The organism is Halomonas sp. THAF12, assembly GCF_009363675.1.
Taxonomy (GTDB): Bacteria; Pseudomonadota; Gammaproteobacteria; order Pseudomonadales; family Halomonadaceae; genus Halomonas; species Halomonas smyrnensis.
Map to the genome: position 1 here is coordinate 638,312 of NZ_CP045399.1, position 17,847 is coordinate 656,158.

A 17,847-nucleotide genomic window follows, 5' to 3' on the forward strand; every position below is an offset into this window, starting at 1 on the left:
GCGTGCCGGGACGGCCTGGCCGGCCATCCGGAGGGTTCACTCGTCGAACCATTCGCTGAGGTAGAAGCGCGGGGCGGGCGAGCGGATGGGCTTGGCGCCGGCGGGAAGGCGATGGCCTCGCATGGGCGCGGGGGCACGATGCCGCCCCGGGGGTTCCGGGGCGGCGATCGCTGCGGTGAAGTCTGCGTTCACGGGAGAGATCTCGCCGAAGGCCTTATTCACCCAGGACCTCATTCACCGAAGTACTTGGCCTCGATCTCGTCGTAGGTGCCGTTGGCCTTGAGCGTGGAGAGCGCCTCGTTGAAGGCCTCGGCCAGCTCGCCGTCGCGCTGGCGGAAGGCGATGCCGAAGCCTTCGCCGAAGTATTCCACCGGCTCGCTGATCGTCTCGCCGACGGTCTTGTAGTCGCCGGCCTCGCTGTCGATCAGGGTGGACTTGCCGATCGGGAAGTCGAGGAAGGCGATGTCCAGGCGGCCGGCATCCATGTCCAGCACCATGTCGTCGGCGGTGGCGTAGCGGTTCACGTCGGCCACGTCGCCGTACATGTCGGTGACGTAGTTGTCCTGCAGGGTGCCGCGCTGCACGCCGATGGACTTGCCGTCCAGGGACTCGGTGTCGGGCGTGGTGATCTCGCTGTCAGCCGGGGCGAACCAGGCGGAGGGCGGGGTGATGTAGGGATCGGAGAACAGCACCTGCTCGCGACGCTGCTCGTTGATGGTCATCGAGGACATGATGGCGTCGTACTTGCGCGCCTTCAGCCCGGGGATGATGCCGTCCCAGCCCTGGACGACCCACTCGCACTGGATGCCGATCTCGGCGCACAGGGCGTTGCCCAGGTCGATGTCGAAGCCGGTCAGCTCGCCGTCGGGGGTGCGGAACTCCATCGGCTCGTAGGGCACGTCGACGCCGATGCGGATGTCGCGGACGTCGGCACTGGCGGTGCCGGCGATCATGGCGGCGCTCAGCACGCCGAGGCTCAGGATCTTCTGAAACTTCATGGAGGGACTCCCCTTGTTGTTGATGGTCCGCCATGTGGGCGGCGATTGCGGGATGACCCGCCCACCTTAGCGGAAGGCCGGGCGGGTCGAAAGCTCGGGAACGAACGTTGGTTCCCAACGTTCGTTTGACGCTTGTCTCAGTGGCCCGCCGGCTTGAGGTGCGCGAGCAGCCGATTCTCCAGTCGACGGAAGAAGAAGATGATCGAGAAGGTCAGGCACAGGTAGATCGCCGCCACGAACAGGAAGGCGTCGAAGGGCGCGTAGAAGCGGGCGTAGACGAAGCGGGCCGCGCCGGTGAGGTCCATCAGCGTCACCACGCTGGCGATGGCGCTGGCGTGGAGCATGAAGATCACCTCGTTGCCGTAGGCCGGCAGGGCGCGGCGGAAGGCGCTGGGCAGCACGATGCGGCGCATCATCAGTCCCCAGGACATGCCGTAGGCCCGGGCCGCCTCGATCTCGCCCCTGGGCGTGGACTTGATCGCGCCGCGGAAGATCTCGGTGGTGTAGGCCCCGGTGTTCAGGGTGAAGGCGATCAGCGCCGGCACGAAGGGCTTCTCGAGGATCACCCATAGCCAGGTCTCCTGGATGCCCTCGACGAACACCACCCCGTAGTAGATCAGGTAGAGCTGCACCAGCAGCGGGGTGCCGCGGAACACGTAGCAGTAGAAGAAGATCGGCAGGCGCACCCAGGCCTTCTTCGAGCCGCGGCCGATGGCCAGCGGCACCGCCAGCACCACGCCGATGATCAGCGACAGGAACACCAGCTGCACGGTGGTGACCAGGCCGTCGCCGTAGTAGCCGAGTGTCTGCAGGGTGAAGATGCTGTTGTCGGCCAGCCGGGCCTCGAGCCAGTTCATCAGGGCGTCCATCAGTTCGCCTCCCCGTAGCCGATGTCATAGCGCTTCTGCAGGCGGGCGAATCCCCATTCGGAGACGCTGGCGATCAGCAGATAGACGGCCGCGACGATGATCATGAAGGTGAAGGGCTCGCGAGTCGCCTTGGAGGCCTCGGAAGCGACGCGGACCATGTCCGACAGGCCGATCACCGAGACCAGGGCGGTGGTCTTGAGCAGCACCATCCAGTTGTTGGACAGGCCGGGCAGGGCGTGGCGCATCATCTGCGGGAAGCGGATGCGGCGGAACACCAGCCAGGGGCGCATGCCGTAGGCGCGGCCGGCCTCGATCTGGCCGCTGTCCACGGCCATGAAGGCGCCGCGGAAGGTCTCGCCCATGTAGGCGCCGAAGATCAGGCCGATGGTGACCACGCCGGCCACGAACTCGTTGACGTTGATGAAGATGTCGACGTCGAACTGGTAGTAGAGCCAGTCGGTGACCATGTTGATGCCGATCTGGCCGCCGAAGAACAGCAGCATCATCAGCACCAGGTCCGGCACGCCGCGGATGACGGTGGTATAGAGGGTGCCGAGCTGGCGCAGGCCCCAGTGGCGGGACATCTTGGCGCTGGCGGTGGCGAGCCCCAGCACGATGGCCAGGAGCAGCGACAGCACCGCCAGCTCGACGGTGATCAGGGCGCCTTCGAACAGGCGCGGGCCGTAGCCGTGCAGATCGATCATGGGTGATCTCCTCGTGCGGGCGCCTTAGTGCTTGGGTGCCAGGAACTGCTTGAGACGCTCGGAGCGCGGATTGCCCAGCACCTGCTCGGGCGGTCCGGCTTCCTCGACCTGGCCCTGGTGCAGGTAGACGACCTGGGTGGAGACGTCGCGGGCGAAGGCCATCTCGTGGGTGACCACGATCATGGTGCGGCCTTCCTCGGCCAGGTCGCGCATGACCTTGAGCACGTCGCCGACCAGCTCCGGGTCGAGCGCCGAGGTCGGCTCGTCGAACAGCATCACCTCCGGGTCCATGGCCAGCGCCCGGGCGATGGCGCCGCGCTGCTGCTGGCCGCCGGAGAGCTGGGCCGGATAGTAGTCGGCGCGCTCGCCCAGGCCGACCCGCTCGAGCAGCTCGCGGGCGTGCTTGATGGCGTCCTGCTTCGACTTGCCGAGCACCTGCACCGGGGCCTCGATGACGTTTTCCAGCAGCGTCATGTGGGCCCACAGGTTGAAGCTCTGGAACACCATGGAGAGCCGGGCGCGCATGGCCACGACCTGCTTCCAGTCCGCCGGCTCGCGGCCGTGCTTGGTCTCCTTGAAGCGGATCGTCTCGCCGTGGACGATCAGCTCGCCCTCGTCGGGCTGCTCGAGCAGGTTCATGCAGCGCAGGAAGGTGCTCTTGCCGGAGCCGGAGGCTCCGATCAGGGTGATGACGTCGCCCTTGTGGGCCTGCAGGGAGAGCCCCTTGAGGACGTCGTTGTCGCCGAAGCGCTTCTTGATGTTGCGCACTTCCAGCGGAATCGGGGTGTCGGCCATGGAAAAGGCTCCAGTTCGAAGGGATCACCTGGGCGCTGCCGGAAATCGCACCGGCGACGCGACTTCGGGCAGGGCCCCAGAGACCGTTCGAGACGGTCCGGCGTGAAAAAGGGGGCGATTCTACCAGTCTCGACCGTGAACGGCAGGCCTTCTTGCCTCTGCGCTCGTTCGACCTTGGTCCGATAGTCAGCTGGCATCCTGCCAGACTGCCGTGCCGCTCAGTCGCTCTCGTCCGGCGCTGCGACCGCGCTGACCAGCAGGGCGGCGCGGGCACCGATCTCGACGGTGGCGTTGGGGAACACCACCCGCAGCGGCGCCTCGCCGACCGTGAAGGGGCCGTCGATCGCATCCTCGGCCAGCCGGGTGCCGGGGGCGAATTCGGTGAAGTTGGGCGTGTCGTCGGCGAAGCACAGCCGGAAGTCCTCGGCGTGGCGCTTGAGCTCGTGTTCGACGCGGAAGAAGGCCATGTCGGCCGTCGGGCGTTCCGCCGGGAGGCGGTTCTCGATCAACGCCGCGAGCAGCGCGCCCATGGGCGCCAGGGGCGCCAGGTCGTTCTCGCCGAAGGGCAGGGCGCGGCCGAGCTCCAGGGTGAAGGCCGCCGCGCCGTGGTAGTGCTTCGAATAGTGGGAGAAGGTCCAGCTGTGGGTGTGCTGGTGGAGCACCGCCTGGATGTCGGCGCCGGCCAGCCAGCGCCACTGCTCGTCGGGCGTGGCGGCCTCGGCGAACGGCTCCACGGCGAAGCGCGGATACTGGCTGTCGCGGATCGCGGTGTGCAGGTCGTGGTGGATCCGGCGGCGCCCGCTGTGGTGCGCGAAGAAGGCGTCCACCGCGGCCATCAGCTCGCGGGCGCGGTCCGCTTCATGACCCTCGGCGCCGAGGTCGCGGCGGAACAGCCGGTTGAGGTTGGTCTCGACGAAGCGGCTGCCGGCGCGGATGGCCTCGAGGTTGCCGAGGATCACCAGCGTCGGGCTGGCCGGCGTGAGCCGTCCGGCCTCCAGCCGCGCCAGCAGGTCGCCGAGCAGCTCGATGGGCGCGGTCTCGTTGCCGTGGATGCCGGCGGAGAGCACCAGCGCCGGGGCCGTGGGCGACGGCGAGGCGGGCAGGAGCTCGAGCAGGCCGGGGCCGTGGATGCGGTAGCGGCCGCCGGGCAGCTCGCCCTCGGGGGCGGCGGCGGTCCCGTCCAGGGTGAGGGACAGCCACTCAGCCAGCATGTCGACCTCGCGAGATCGGCGGGCGGCCGGCGGCGGCCGGACAGGCCTCGGGCAGCGTGATGCGGGGCATGGGGCAGAATCCTTGTTATGTCGTTGTGGAGGCGGAGTCTGACCCTACCTTCCGGTGCCGCGCCGGCCGCCGCAAGGCCGGCTGTCGATTTGATGAAAGAGCCGGTGCCTGAGTGAAAAGCCGGCGCCCGGCCATCGGGGCCGGGCGCCGGATGAATGGCGCGCCGCACGCGCCTCGAGCCGCGTGGCGGGGCGGGATCAGGCGCCGCGGGCCCCGGTGTAGAGGGTGTAGACGGAGCGGCTGGCGGTCATCATCAGCCGGTTGCGGTCCTCGCCGGTGAAGCAGACGTTGGCGCAGACCTCGGGCAGCAGGATGCGGCCGAGGCGCTCGCCCTCGGCGGTGAAGATGCTGACGCCGTCCTTGCCCTCGCCGCCGGAGGTGCCCACCCAGAGGTTGCCGTCCTCGTCCACGGCCATGCCGTCGTAGCCCTCGCCCTGGCCCTCGAGCAGGCGCTCGCCCTCGGAGACGGCCTTGCCGTCCTCGGCGAGCGTGAAGCGGAAGATGGCGGCGGGCTGGTCGGGATGGTGCGAGGGCGCGGTGTCGGTGACGTAGAGCGTGCGCCGGTCCGGGCTCAGGGCGATGCCGTTGGGCTTGTAGGGCGCGGTGGTCAGGCGCTGCGGCTCGTCCAGGGTGTCGTCGACGTAGTAGACCGCCGGCTCGATCTCCAGCTCGCGCTTGTGGCCCTCGTAGTCCACGTGGGCGCCGTAGCCGGGATCGGTGAAGATGACGCCGCCGCCGGGCAGGGTGACCAGGTCGTTGGGCGCGTTGAGGCGCTTGCCCTGCCAGCCGTCGGCCAGCACGGTCACGCCGCCGTCCCACTCATAGCGCACCACCCGGGCCGGGGAGTGCTCGCAGGCGATCAGCCGGCCGCGGTCGTCGAAGGCGTGGCCGTTGGAGTGGCCGACCTGGTGGCGCAGCACGCTGACCGTGTTGCTGGCCTCGTCCCAGCGCATCTGGCGGGCTCGGGGAATGTCGCTGAACACCGCGTAGCGGCCCACGGCGTTCCAGGCCGGCCCCTCGAGCCACAGCCCGCCGCTCCAGATCCGCTCCAGCGGCGAGTTGAACAGCATGTAGCGCTCGAAGCGCTCGTCGAGCACCTGCCAGCAGTCGTCGGGATAGCGTGCGGGCGGCTCGGCGCGGGCGAACAGCGAGGGTGAGCCCGCCGCGGCGGTCAGGGCGGCGGTCCCGGCCAGGAACTGACGGCGTCCTATCGTCATGTGTCACCTCATGTGAAGCACGTGTGGGGGTCGGAGTGCGTCCATGAGGATGACGTGAAGTGCGTGAATGTGTAACTACGACAAACGTATGTTGTACATTTTCGCGTGGCGCGCGATCAGCGCTCGCGGCGCCAGGGCGCGCAGGCGGCCTCGCCCTGTTCCACCTCGATCAGCTCGTCCACCGGGAAGTCCAGCGCCTCGGCGCGCTCGACCAGGTCGCGGTAGGTGTCCGGCGCCAGCTCGGGGGTGCGCGAGAGCACCCACAGGTAGTCGCGGTCGGGGCCGGCGACCAGCGCCCAGTCGTAGTCGTCGGCCAGCGCCAGCACGTTGTAGCCGGCATAGAAGGGGCCGAAGAAGCTGACCTTGAGCCGGCCCTGGCCGGGCTCGCCGATCGGATAGGCCTTGCCCTCCGCGACGTCGACCTCGCCGGCGTCCAGATCGATGCCGCGGTTGATCACCCGGATGCCGCCGTCGTCGCGGCGGGCGTAGTCGGCGGTGACGCAGTCCAGGCCCTCCTCGAAGGAGTGATCGAAGCGGGCGACCTCGTACCAGCGGCCCAGATAGCGCTCGGCGTCGAAGCCGTCGACCGGCTGGGTGCCCTGGGGCATGCCGGTGCAGGCGGCGAGCCCGAGCGGCAGCAGGGCGACGCCGAGCAGCGCCCGGGCGCGGGGCATGGCGAGCGGATGCGCGTCGGGCGCGGGGCAGAGACGGGTGGGATGGGGCATCGGGACCTCCGTGTCGAGTGCGTTGCGGCCAGCATAAGCGCGATCCGGCGACGCCACCAGGCGCAGATCGCCGAGGGGGGTCTAGACTGCAGGGAGCGCGTTCGCGACACCCTCGTTCCCTGGACGCGCAGGACACTCTTTCGCGGGAGGCAGATTCATGACCAAGGTACTGGTGCTCTATCACTCGATGTACGGCCACGTCGACACCCTGGCCCGGGCCGTGGCCGAGGGGGCCGGCCGGGTCGACGGCGTCGAGGTCGACCTCAAGCGGGTGCCCGAGACCATGGGCGCCGAGGCGTTTGCCAAGGCCGGCGGCCAGACCTTCGACACCCCCGAGGCGAGCCCCCAGGAGCTGGCCGACTACGATGCGCTGATCGTCGGCACGCCCACCCGCTTCGGCAACATGTCCGGCCAGATGCGCACCTTCTTCGACCAGACCGGCGGCCTGTGGGCCAAGGGGGCGCTGCGTGGCAAGGTGGCCAGCGTCTTCACCTCCACCGGCACCGGCGGCGGCAACGAGTCCACCGTGCTCAGCGTGTGGCCGACCCTGGCCCACCACGGCATGGTGATCGTGCCGCTGGGCTATGGCATCGAGGCGCAGTTCGACATCTCCGAGGTCAAGGGCGGCTCGCCCTATGGCGCCGCCACCCTGGCCGGCGGCGACGGTTCGCGCCAGCCGAGCGATACCGAGCTCGAGCTGGCGCGCTTCCAGGGCGAGCACGTGGCCGGCATCGCGGCGAAGCTGGCCGGCTAGTCGGCCATCGCCTCGCTCTTCTGGCGCCCCGCTCCATGCGGGGCGTCGTCGTTCAGGCGTCGGCGGCGATGCGCTCGGCGATGGCGCGGCCCAGCCCCTCGGTGGTGCCGCGGCCCTTGAGGTCCGGCGTCAGCGTCGCGGCGTCGCCCTCGGCGAGCACCGCCTCGATGGCGGCGAGGATGGCCGCGCCGGCCTCCGGGTGGCCCAGGTGCTCGAGCATCATGGCGCCGGACCAGATCTGGCCGATGGGGTTGGCGATGCCGCGCCCGGCGATGTCCGGGGCGCTGCCGTGGACCGGCTCGAACAGGCTCGGGAAGGTGCCCTCGGGGTTGATGTTGGCCGAGGGCGCGACGCCGATGGTGCCGGTGCAGGCCGGGCCCAGGTCGGAGAGGATGTCGCCGAACAGGTTGCTGGCCACCACCACGTCGAACCAGTCCGGGTGCAGCACGAAGTTGGCGGTGAGGATGTCGATGTGGAACTGGTCGACCGCGACCTCCGGATAGCGCTCGCCCATGGCGGCGACGCGCCTGTCCCACCAGGGCATGGTGATGGCGATGCCGTTGGACTTGGTGGCCGAGGTCAGCTTCTTGCGGGGTCGGGTCTGGGCCAGGTCGAAGGCGTACTTCAGCACCCGGTCGACCCCGGTGCGGGTCATCACCGTCTCCTGGATCACCACCTCGCGCTCGGTGCCCTCGAACATGGTGCCGCCGACGCTGGAGTACTCGCCCTCGGTGTTCTCGCGCACCACGTAGAAGTCGATGTCGCCCGGCTTGCGCCCGGCCAGCGGGCTCTCGATGCCCGGCAGCAGGCGGCACGGCCGCAGGTTGACGTACTGGTCGAACTCGCGGCGGAACTTGAGCAGCGAGCCCCACAGCGAGACGTGGTCCGGCACCGTCTCGGGCCAGCCGATGGCGCCGTAGTAGAGGGCGTCGAAGGCGACCAGGGTCGAGTGCCAGTCGTCGGGCAGCATCTGGCCGTGCTCGAGGTAGTAGTCGCAGCTGGCGAAGTCGAAGGCCTCGAAGGTCAGGTCGAGGTCGAAGCGGCGGGCGGCGGCCTCCAGGGCGCGCAGGCCCTCGGGCATGACTTCCTTGCCGATGCCGTCACCGGCGAGCACGGCGATGCGCTGGGTCATGGGAACTCCTGTCTTGGGATGAGCCTGCGCCCAGTCTAGCGGCGGACAGGGCGGAGATAATCGGGGTAACATTCAAGCCATTGTTGATTTCAGGTGGAGAATGCGGTGACGCCCCTCGACGATCTGGCCTTCTTCCAGCGCCTCGCCCGGGCCGGCAGCCTGACCGCCACCGCCCGCGAGCTCGGGCTGTCGCTGTCGGCGGTGAGCAAGCGCCTGCAGCGGCTCGAGGCGCGCCTGGGGGTCTCGCTGGCGGCGCGCACCACCCGGCGCCTGACGCTGACCGCCGAGGGCGAGCGCTATCTGGCCCGCGGCGGGGCCATCCTCGACGACCTGACGGAGCTCGAGGAGACCCTCGGCGACCATCGCGCCGAGCTCTCCGGGCCGCTGCGCATCAACGCCACCTTCGGCTTCGGGCGCCGCCACGTGGCACCGCTGCTGTCGGCCTTCCGCGCCCGGCACCCGCGTCTGGAGGCGAGCCTCGAGCTGACCAACTTCCCGCTCGGGCTGGCCGACCAGGGCATCGACATCGGCATCCGGGTCGGCGAGCCGCCGGACTCGCGGCTGGTGGCCCGTCGCATCCTGGCCAGCCGGCGGGTGCTGTGCGCGGCGCCGGGCTACGTGGCGACGATGCCGCCGCTGCGCGAGCCCGGCGACCTGGCACGGCATGCCTGCCTGGTGCTGCGCGAGATCGCCAGCGACTACGCGGTGTGGCGCTTCGAGCGCCGCGAGGCGCCCGGCGAGGAGCGGGCGGTGAAGGTCACCGGCCCCATGGCCAGCAACGACGGCGAGGTGATCCGTGGCCTGGCTCGCGACGGCCAGGGCATCGCCCTGCGCTCCTGGTGGGACGTGCACGAGGATCTGGCGGCGGGGCGGCTGGTCGAACTGCTGCCCGGGTGGCAGGGCGTGCGCGCGGACTTCCATGCCGTGTATGATCGGCGCCGCCACGTCCCGCTGCGGATTCGTGCCTTCATCGCCTATCTTGAGCAGGAGATGCCGGGACGCGTGCCGGCACAGGACGTGCTTTCGCAAGCCAGGCAAGGAGAGTCGCCACCGTGAATGTGCTGATGTTCACCAACACCTATCTGCCCATCGTCGGCGGCGTCAGCGAGTCCGTGCAGCGGCTCAAGCGACAGCTCCAGGCCACCGGCCACAGGGTGCTGGTGGTGGCCCCGCGCCTGGAGGGACAGCCGGACTTCGAGGCCGACGTGGTGCGGGTGGCGGCGGTCCAGCACTTCAACGGCAGCGACTTCTCGTTGCCGGTGCCGATTCCCGGCCAGCTGTATGACGCCATCGAGGCCTTCGAGCCCGACCTGGTGCACACGCATCACCCCTTCCTGCTCGGCGACACCGCGGCCCGGGCCGCCGAGACCTACGGCCTGCCGCTGGTGTTCACCCACCACACCCTCTACGAGCACTACACCCACTACGTGCCGGGCGACTCGCCGCGCATGCAGCGCTTCGCCGTGGCGCTGGCGACCCAGTACACCTGGCTGTGCGACGCCGTGATCGCGCCCAGCGAGAGCATCCGCGACCTGCTGCTGGCGCGCGACGGCAATCCCGAGATCCGCGTGGTGCCGAGCGGCGTGGACACGGCGCGCTTCACCGACGGCGACGGGGCCGGCTGCCGGGGAGCGCAGGGCATTCCCGAGGGCGCCTACGTGATCGGCCATCTGGGGCGGCTGGCCCACGAGAAGAACCTGGTGTTCCTGGCCGAGGCCGTGTGCCGGACGCTGGGCGCCCGGCCGGAGGCCCACTTCCTGGTGGTCGGCGACGGCGACGCCGCCGAGGGCATGGCCATGGTCGCCGAGGAGTGGGGCGTCGACGAGCGCGTCCACTTCACCGGCCGCCTGCAGGGTCAGGCGCTGATCGACGCCTATCACGCCATGGACGTCTTCGCCTTCGCCTCTCACAGCGAGACCCAGGGCATGGTGGTGGCCGAGGCCATGGCCGCCGGCCTGCCGGTGGTGGCGGTCGAAGCGCCGGGCGTGGTGGAAGTGGTGGCGGACGAGGAGAACGGCCGGCTGCTGGCCGAGGACGACGCCGAGGCCATGGCGGCGGCCCTCGACGCGCTCGGTGACCCGGCGCGGCGCCTGCCGCTGCAGCACGGTGCCCTGGCCACCGCCGCGGACTATGACGAGCGGCTCTGCGCCGAGCGCTGCCTGGCCGTCTACCGGCGGGCGATCGCCAGCGGCGGGCCCTTCACCCACGCCGACGACGGCGGCTGGGACCGCGTGCGCGGCCGGCTGGGCGCCGAATGGCAGATGCTGCGCTATCGCGGGCGGATCCTGCGCCACCTGGTGCAGGAGGAGTGGGAGCAGGAGCGGCCCTCCTGGTGGCCCGGCAACCGTTCCGACGAGCCCGAACTGCCCTCCAAGTGAACCGCCTTCCGAGCCAGGAATGTCCGGCTCGGCGGCCCCTTCGTCAATGCCCCGGGACGGCGCCCGTCAGCGCCGCCGGCGGCGTTCGGCCCAGCGCTTGAGCCCGTAGAGCATCGCCGCGCCCAGCACCAGCCCGCCGAGGGCCATGACCACGTCCTGGCGACTGTCGGCGGCGGCCAGCTGGCCGAGCTGGCTGCCGAGCAGCGTCACGCCGGCGAGCCCGGGCAGGATGCCCAGGGTCGAGCCGATCATGTAGTCGCGAAAGCGCAGGTGGAAGGCCCCGGCCATCATGTTGGTCAGGGTGAAGGGCGCCAGCGGCAGCAGGTTCACCACCGTCATGGTGCGGATGCCACGCCCCGAGAGGTAACGCGACAGGCCTTTGAGGCGCTGTCCGCCGTAGCGCAGCAGGGCGTCGCGGCCCAGCTTGCGGCCCACCCACCAGGTCAGCACCGAGGCGCTGAGCGTGCCGGCCAGCGCGTAGCCGAAGCCCCACCAGGGGCCGAACAGCAGCCCCGTCAGCGCCACCAGCAGGCTCAGCGGGAACATCACCAGCGAGGCGCCGGCGTAGATCGCCATCACCACCAGTACCGCCCAGGGCGCGTCGCGCCAGGCCACCGAGCCCTTGGCCAGCGCCATCAGGCTGTCGACGGTGAGCAGGTCCTGCATGGCCAGCCATTGCCACAGCAGGCCCAGGGCGATGAGCAGGGTCAGGACGGCGGTGAGAAGGCCGAGGGATCGGGACATGGGGCGCGAGCTTCCTGAAGGATATCGCGCCCTAGCATACGGCAGAGGCGGCGCCGGCCAAAGGACCGGGCCGCCGGTCTGCACCGGGCCATCAGAGGCTGGCCTGCACCGCCGGCCAGGCCGGGTCGCCGTCCGAGGTGGTCACGCCCTCGAGCATGGCCGCGACGCGTTCGGGGTGCTCCTGCAGCCACTGCCGGGCGACCGCCTCGACCTCGCGCTCCTCCTCGCCGAACTGCTGGATCATCCAGCTCTGTTCCTCGGCGGCGAAGGTGAACTGCTCGAAGAAGCGTTCCAGGTTGGGATGGGCGTCTCCATAGTCGCTGCGCAGCACGGTCAGGACGTCGGTCGCGCCGTTGTCCTCGCCGAACAGATCCTTGGGATCGTCGAGGTAGCGCATCGGCAGCGCGAGGTTCATCCAGTGCGGTGTCCAGCCGACCCAGACGATGGGCGCCTCGCGGTCGATGGCGCTGCTGGCGGCGCCGAGCATGCCGATCACGCTGGTGTCCACCACCTCCCAGTCGCCCAGTCCCCAGGCGTCGTCGTCGATGGCCTGGTAGAGCCTATCGCTGGCGGCGGAACCGGCCCCGAAGCTATGGATCTTGCCGTCGAAGGCCTCGCGATGGGCATCCAGGTCGGCGAAGCTGGTGATGCCCTGATCATGGAGGTAGTCCGGGACCGCCAGCGTCATCTGGGCGCCCTCGACGTTGTTGACCAGGCCCTCGATCACCCCGCTTTCCTCGCGGGGAGCGAACATCTTCTGCTGGGCCGGCATCCAGCCGCCGAGCAGGGCATCGATGTCGCCGGTCTCCAGCCCCTGGTAGACGACCTGCAGGCCAACGTCGTGGGTGCGGGTCTCGTAGCCCAGCGGGGCGAGGAGCTGGCTTGCCATCTCGCTCTTGACCGTGACCCCGGGCCAGGGGGGCACGCCGATGTCCAGGGTGGCGTCGTCGGCGAGGGCCGGGCTCGCCAGGCCCAGGGCCAGGGGCAGCGCGATCAGCGGCAGGGCGGGGGTCGTCGGCGAAAGACGCATGGGATCTCCTTGTGATGGGGGAGGCCGCTACCGGATTGATGTTGTGTCGGGCAGCGTCCAGGACGGCAGGGGGATCAGGCCTCGCGGGCCAGCACCCGCAGGCGCGATTCGCACATGTCGAGGTCGAGGTAGGTGCCCTGCAGGTGGCGCCGGCCGGTACCGGGGTCGAAGGCGTTGCGGCCGTGCATCACCCGGCGGTTGTCGAAGGCGACCATCTCGCCCGGGGCCAGGGAGAACTCGAGCCGGTTCGCGGGATCCTGGGCCAGCGCCCAGAACGCGCGGTAGGCGTCGTACCAGGCATCGATCTCCTCGAGGGGCAGGCGCAGGGTGTCGCGGATCCAGTTGTTGAGACGGACCTCGATGACCCGGCCCTGCTCGTCCAGGGCGAGCACCGGCGCGGTCCACACCAGGTCGTGCTCCTCGTCCTGGAAGCGGAAGTCGATCGGCGTCTCGGCCAGCCGCCGGAAGGCCTCGGGGGACTCGACGCGCAGCGCCTCCGCCGCGGCGAAGCCGTCGAAGAAGGTGGACTCGCCGCCCTCGGCATCATTTTCCAGGCAGTAGAGCAGCTGGATGTCCGGCGGGTTGCGCCAGTTGGGCAGGTCGGTGTGCAGGGCCAGGCCGATGGCGGTATAGGCGGCGTTGTTCGGGTTCGGCTTGGACTTGACGTCGAAGCGGGCGCCGAAGTTGGTGGCGCGCAGCGGCCCGATGCGACCCGCCAGGCGGCTCACTTCCTCGTCGGCCAGCGGGCCGTTCTCGAGCAGCACCAGGCCATCGCGCAGCAGGGCGGTGAGCCAGGCGCGCTCGCCCTCGGCGCCGGCCACGAAGTCGGCGTGGTCGACGCGGGTGGGGCGGTAGTCGTGGGCCCAGGGACGGCGCGTCGGCACGGCATCCTCCCGCGCCTGGCCCGGGCGGCGCTGATGCAGCCAGACGGCGTCGAAGCGGCTGACGTGACCGTCGGCCCAGGTGAGGACCAGGTTGCCGTCCTCGAGCGCCGTCGCCGGGGCCTGTTCCGGCACCTCGAGGGCCATGTAGAGGCGCTCGCGGGTCATCGGATGGCGGCATTCGTCACAGGCGCAGTGGTCGCGCAGCCAGGTCAGCGGAAACCGGGCCCGGTCGCCGTTGCCCCAGCCAAGGGCCAGCTGTCGTCCGGCCGCCGTGGCCTCGATGAGCGCCGGTCCCTCGGCGTGGGGGATCAGTTCGCCCATGGGCAGGACGGCGCGTGCGTCGGCAATCGGCGTATCGGTCATGATCGGCTCCTCCCTTGTGAAGGCGCCCATGGTGGCGGCTGGCCGGTTCGCCGACAAACGATTAATCTGGCCCCTATGGCCCCATTCAATTTATACGTAGGTTATTCATGAGTCGGCTTCCCCCCCTGCTGTGGCTGCAGGCCTTCGAGACGGCGGCGCGCACCCTGAGCTTCACCGCCGCCGGCCAGGAGCTCGGCGTGACCCAGGCGGCGATCAGCCAGCGGGTGCGCCTGCTCGAGGATCGCCTGGGCCAGAAGCTGTTCGTGCGCCACCCGCGCAGCCTCAGCCTGACGCCGGCCGGGCAGGCCTGGCTGCCGTGCCTGCAGGACGGCTTCACGCGCCTGGCCGAGGGCACCGAGGAGGTCTTCGGCGGCGGCGGGGAGGCGCCGGTGACGCTGCGCACCACGCCGGTGATGCAGCAGTACTGGCTGGCGCCGCGCATCTGCGCCTTTCGCCGCGAGCATCCCGAGGTGGCGCTGAGGCTGATCAGCGCCATCTGGCCGGATGACTTCGGCGCCGAGGGCGCCGATCTCGAGATCCGCTACGGGCAGGGCAGCTGGCCGGGGATGGAGGCGGTTTCCCTGGGCCGGGAGACGATGCTGCCGGTGTGTGCCCCGGCGCTGGCCGGGCGCATCACCGCGCCGTCGGACCTGGCGGCGCACACCCTGTTGCACGCCGTGGGGTTCGAGGTGGGCTGGCCGGCCTGGCTGGAGGCGGTGGGGATGCCGACCCTGGCCTCGCGCTGCGCATCGCTGACCTGCGATACCCAGAGCATGTCGCTGTCGCTCGCGGCGCTGGGCGAGGGCGTGGCCCTGACCCATCAGCGGCTGGTGGAGGGGCGCGACGACCTGGTGGCGGCGCTCGACTGGCCGGTGGAGAGCGACGAGGGGTTCTGGCTGGTGCGCCCGGCCCGGCGCCAGCCGCGCCCGGAGGCCGAGCGGCTGTGGGCGTGGCTGGCGCAGGGGCTGGACGGCTAGTCGGTGATCTCGTCGGGCGGGGTGGTGGGCGCCACGTAGAGCGGCGCGGCCTCGGCATCGCCCCGGCAGGCGGCGAAGGCGGTGCCGGGGATCAGCCACCAGGTTTCGCTGTTCTGCATGCCGAGGTCGCGGGCCTGGCCAAGGTCGGCGCAGGCGATGGCCTCGTCGCGGTGCTGGGGCACCAGCATCCAGCGCTGGTCCGGCGCCGCCTCGAGCCAGGCGAAGGCGCGTGCGAACTGGTCGGTGTCCGGGGTGTGGTAGCCGAAGTGGACCATCGGCTGGCGCGCCTGGAGCAGGAACTCCTCGTCGAAGTCGGGCATCGCCAGCCAGGCCTCGGGACCGGTCTGCGCGACGATCGTCGCCATCAGGTCCCGGGGCGAGCGGGCGTGATCCATCAGCGCGTAGCCCCAGGTCGACCAGCTCAGCCAGAACACCGCCAGCCAGGCCGAAAGCATCACCAGGCCGCGGCGCGGACGCCCCCAGGCCAGCAGCCCCAGGGCGACGAGCCCGAGCAGGCTCCACCAGGTCCAGGGCACGACGCCGTGAGTCTCGGCCAGCTCGGCCAAGGCCGGCAGCCCCAGCCAGCCCAGCACGCCGGCGCCGAGGAAGATCACGCCGAACAGCGCCAGCACGGCGCCGCCCAGCCACTGCAGCCGCGGCCGGCACAGCAGGCCCGCCAGCATCGGCGCCGAGGCCAGCACCAGCAGCGGCAGGGTCGGCAGCAGGTAGACGCCGCGCTTGCCCGGCGACAGCGAGAAGAAGGCGATGATCATCACCAGGCCGCCGAGGGGCAGCAGCACGCGGGCGTCCAGGCGCCTGCCGCGACGCCACCAGGCGGGTACCAGCCAGGGGAGCGCCAGCACCAGCGGCAGCCAGGCCCAGGGAATCACCTCGGCCAGGAAGTAGTACCAGGGCTTCAGGTGATGCCAGGAATCGGCATAGCGCTCGCCGGTCTGCTTGAACAGGAGGTTGTCGCGATAGGCCGTGAGCGCCGGGTCGTCGCTGAGGCTGGTGATGATCGCCATCGGGCCCACCCACAGCAGCACCACGCCGAGCAGCACGGCAAGCCCCAGGCCGAGATCGCGCCAGGTGGGGCGCGTCGCCTGGCCGCGCCAGGCCAGCAGCGCCCAGAACGGCACCATCAGCAACGGCAGGAAGCCCACGCCCTTGGTCAGCACGCCCAGCCCCATGCCGGCGCAGCCGATCAGCCACCAGCGGCGGTCGGGGCCGAGCAGGGCATGGCGCATCAGGCCGTAGGCGCCGAGGGTGATGAAGCCGGTGACCAGCATGTCGATCTGGGCGGTGCGCGCCTGCAGGCCGAACTGGAAGCACGACAGCAGCGCCAGGCCGGCCAGCCAGGCCATGCGGCGGCCGTACAGGCGGCTCGACAGGTCCATGACCAGCGCGAGGGTCGCCAGGGCGCCGAGCAGTGAGGGCAGCAGGAAGCCCAGGCGCACCGAGCCCGTCAGCTGGATGCCGGCGGCGATGGCCCACATGAAGATCGGCGGCTTGTCCGGATAGGGTTCGCCGCCGCGGAAGGGAATCCAGAACTGCCCGGTCCTGAGCATCTCCAGGGCGTTGAGGGCGAAGCGCGGCTCGTCGGCGGGCCAGGGATCGCGCAGGCCGAGGCCCACGCCGAGGAAGATGGCGGCGAGGCCCAGCAGCCACCACCAGGAGAGGGACGGCAGACGGTGAAGATAGGCGGGGCGGGTCATGATCGATCGGCGGCGGCGTGTGGGGACTGGCGAGCCCGGCTGAAGCGGGTCTCGCGGCGGATCAGCATCAGGTTGCGGAAGTAGATGAACAGCCCGGCCCCCTGGCCGGCGATGAACACCGGATCGCGCCGGTAGAGGGCGTAGGCGAGCAGGGTGACGCCGCCGGCCAGGCTGAAGAACCAGAACGCCCTGGGCACGATGCTGCGCCGGGCGCGCTCGCTGGCCAGCCACTGGACCAGGAAGCGCGCGGAGAACAGCGCCTGACCGAGAAAGCCGACGGCCAGCCACAGCCATTCGGTGGTCATGAGGTTTCCTCCTGCGGCGTCGGGGTGTGGCGGCGGGCGGTCTCGAGCGTCGTCAGGCCGGCGGGCAGTTGCGAGCGATGGCGCAGCCACATCACGCCCAGCAGGTCGAGCAGCCCGGCCCACAGGCGATTGTTGAGGCCGTAGTGGGAGCGGCCGGCGCCCCGCGGGCGGTGGTTGACCGGCAGCGAGACGCAGCGCCCGCCCTGCGAAAGGATCAGCGCCGGCAGGAAGCGGTGCATGTGATCGAAGTAGGGCAGGGCCAGGAAGGCCCGGCGATGGATCACCTTGAGCCCGCAGCCGGTGTCCGGGGTGGCGTCCTTGAGCAGGGCGCCGCGCACGCGGTTGGCCACCTTCGATGACAGGCGCTTGGGCCAGTCGTCATGACGGGTGGTGCGATGCCCGGCCACCAGGCCGACGTCGCCCCGGCGGGCGCGCTCGATCAGCCGCGGCAGGTCGGCGGGATCGTTCTGGCCGTCGCCATCGAGGGTCGCCAGCCACTCGCCGCGGGCGCGGTGGGCGGCCTGCCACACCGAGGTGCTCTGCCCGGCGCTCTCGGCGTGGCGCAGCGGGCGCAGCCGCGAGTCCTCGGCGGCGCGGGCCTGGAGCATGGTCCAGCTGCCGTCGCGCGAGGCGTCGTCCACCACCAGCACCTCATGGTCGACGGCTGCCAGAGCGGCGGCGATCTCGTCGAGCAGGGCCGGCAGGTTGCCCACCTCGTCGCGCGCGGGAATGATCACGGAAACCAGCGGGACACTCACTTGGGTCGCTCTCCACCGTCGTTGGCCAGGGCCCGCTACGCTAGGCCAGCCAGCTTAACCGGGCCTTAAGCGGGAGTCAGACGGGTGGCGGAGAGGTGGCTAAGCGGCATGGCCGCAGGGCGCGCGACGTTCTCGCCTTGCGCAGTCGGTTAGCTTAAGCAAGGCTTAAGAAATCGCCCGGACAATGGCCGCACTAGTCGCGACCGGGACAAGCAAAG

Annotated in this window: 18 protein-coding genes; 4 read left to right on the forward strand and 14 right to left on the reverse strand. The window is 70.6% G+C overall.

What is annotated here, in order from left to right:
* Positions 1-230: 230 nt before the first annotated feature.
* The 7 genes from FIU88_RS02885 to FIU88_RS02915 all read right to left on the reverse strand — a co-directional run bounded on the left by FIU88_RS02885 (position 231) and on the right by FIU88_RS02915 (position 6,589).
* Entirely contained in the window at positions 231-998 is a 768-nt protein-coding gene (locus FIU88_RS02885) for a transporter substrate-binding domain-containing protein (protein ID WP_016855800.1), read from the reverse strand.
* Positions 999-1,135: 137 nt separating this feature from the next.
* Positions 1,136-1,867, reverse strand: a complete 732-nt coding sequence (locus FIU88_RS02890) for an ABC transporter permease (protein WP_152478120.1) — start codon at positions 1,865-1,867, stop codon at positions 1,136-1,138.
* Positions 1,867-2,571, reverse strand: a complete 705-nt coding sequence (locus tag FIU88_RS02895) for an ABC transporter permease (RefSeq protein WP_016855798.1) — start codon at positions 2,569-2,571, stop codon at positions 1,867-1,869. The genes FIU88_RS02890 and FIU88_RS02895 overlap by 1 nt, the downstream gene beginning before the upstream one ends.
* A 24-nt stretch (positions 2,572-2,595) precedes the next feature.
* Positions 2,596-3,366, reverse strand: coding sequence for an ABC transporter ATP-binding protein (locus FIU88_RS02900; RefSeq protein WP_016855797.1), 771 nt, complete (start codon positions 3,364-3,366; stop codon positions 2,596-2,598).
* Between the two features lie 218 nt (positions 3,367-3,584).
* Positions 3,585-4,577, reverse strand: a complete 993-nt coding sequence (locus tag FIU88_RS02905; protein WP_152478121.1) for a succinylglutamate desuccinylase — start codon at positions 4,575-4,577, stop codon at positions 3,585-3,587.
* Between the two features lie 267 nt (positions 4,578-4,844).
* Positions 4,845-5,864: an SMP-30/gluconolactonase/LRE family protein gene (locus FIU88_RS02910; protein ID WP_152478122.1), complete on the reverse strand. Its 1,020-nt coding sequence runs from the start codon at positions 5,862-5,864 to the stop codon at positions 4,845-4,847.
* Positions 5,865-5,980: 116 nt separating this feature from the next.
* On the reverse strand, positions 5,981-6,589 hold the full coding sequence (locus FIU88_RS02915) for a lipocalin family protein (RefSeq protein WP_216647296.1): 609 nt from the start codon (positions 6,587-6,589) through the stop codon (positions 5,981-5,983).
* Positions 6,590-6,746: 157 nt separating this feature from the next.
* On the opposite strand from FIU88_RS02915, the gene wrbA reads away from it, so the two are divergent.
* Positions 6,747-7,343, forward strand: coding sequence for an NAD(P)H:quinone oxidoreductase (gene wrbA, locus FIU88_RS02920; protein WP_152478123.1), 597 nt, complete (start codon positions 6,747-6,749; stop codon positions 7,341-7,343).
* Positions 7,344-7,395: 52 nt separating this feature from the next.
* Here wrbA and FIU88_RS02925 read toward each other — a convergent pair whose 3' ends face one another.
* The gene (locus FIU88_RS02925) at positions 7,396-8,475 is read right to left on the reverse strand and encodes a tartrate dehydrogenase (RefSeq protein ID WP_152478124.1); all 1,080 of its coding nucleotides are present in this window, start codon (positions 8,473-8,475) and stop codon (positions 7,396-7,398) included.
* Between the two features lie 105 nt (positions 8,476-8,580).
* Between FIU88_RS02925 and FIU88_RS02930 the strand changes: the two genes are divergently transcribed.
* Entirely contained in the window at positions 8,581-9,531 is a 951-nt protein-coding gene (locus FIU88_RS02930; protein ID WP_152478125.1) for a LysR family transcriptional regulator, read from the forward strand.
* Entirely contained in the window at positions 9,528-10,853 is a 1,326-nt protein-coding gene (locus FIU88_RS02935) for a glycosyltransferase (protein WP_152478126.1), read from the forward strand. Before FIU88_RS02930 ends, FIU88_RS02935 begins: the two co-directional genes overlap by 4 nt.
* 66 nt (positions 10,854-10,919) lie before the next feature.
* Here FIU88_RS02935 and FIU88_RS02940 read toward each other — a convergent pair whose 3' ends face one another.
* The 3 genes from FIU88_RS02940 to FIU88_RS02950 all read right to left on the reverse strand — a co-directional run bounded on the left by FIU88_RS02940 (position 10,920) and on the right by FIU88_RS02950 (position 13,874).
* Positions 10,920-11,597: a TVP38/TMEM64 family protein gene (locus FIU88_RS02940; protein ID WP_016855789.1), complete on the reverse strand. Its 678-nt coding sequence runs from the start codon at positions 11,595-11,597 to the stop codon at positions 10,920-10,922.
* A 91-nt stretch (positions 11,598-11,688) separates the two neighbouring features.
* Positions 11,689-12,627, reverse strand: a complete 939-nt coding sequence (locus tag FIU88_RS02945) for a glycine betaine ABC transporter substrate-binding protein (protein ID WP_016855788.1) — start codon at positions 12,625-12,627, stop codon at positions 11,689-11,691.
* Positions 12,628-12,701: 74 nt separating this feature from the next.
* Complete coding sequence (locus FIU88_RS02950; RefSeq protein ID WP_152478127.1) at positions 12,702-13,874, reverse strand: TauD/TfdA family dioxygenase; 1,173 nt, start codon at positions 13,872-13,874, stop codon at positions 12,702-12,704.
* A gap of 107 nt (positions 13,875-13,981) precedes the next feature.
* Here FIU88_RS02950 and FIU88_RS02955 point away from each other — a divergent pair, with 107 nt between their 5' ends.
* The gene (locus FIU88_RS02955) at positions 13,982-14,851 is read left to right on the forward strand and encodes a LysR substrate-binding domain-containing protein (RefSeq protein ID WP_016855786.1); all 870 of its coding nucleotides are present in this window, start codon (positions 13,982-13,984) and stop codon (positions 14,849-14,851) included.
* On the opposite strand, the gene FIU88_RS02960 is transcribed toward FIU88_RS02955, so the two are convergent.
* The 3 genes from FIU88_RS02960 to FIU88_RS02970 are packed head-to-tail and all read right to left on the reverse strand — an operon-like array spanning position 14,848 to position 17,629.
* Positions 14,848-16,566, reverse strand: coding sequence for a glycosyltransferase family 39 protein (locus FIU88_RS02960; protein WP_152478128.1), 1,719 nt, complete (start codon positions 16,564-16,566; stop codon positions 14,848-14,850). The genes FIU88_RS02955 and FIU88_RS02960 overlap by 4 nt on opposite strands.
* Entirely contained in the window at positions 16,563-16,871 is a 309-nt protein-coding gene (locus FIU88_RS02965) for a lipid-A-disaccharide synthase N-terminal domain-containing protein (protein ID WP_152478129.1), read from the reverse strand. The genes FIU88_RS02960 and FIU88_RS02965 overlap by 4 nt, the downstream gene beginning before the upstream one ends.
* Positions 16,868-17,629 carry a glycosyltransferase family 2 protein gene (locus FIU88_RS02970; RefSeq protein ID WP_152478130.1) on the reverse strand — a complete coding sequence of 254 codons (762 nt, stop codon included), beginning with the start codon at positions 17,627-17,629 and terminating at the stop codon, positions 16,868-16,870. Before FIU88_RS02970 ends, FIU88_RS02965 begins: the two co-directional genes overlap by 4 nt.
* Positions 17,630-17,847 lie beyond the last annotated feature (218 nt).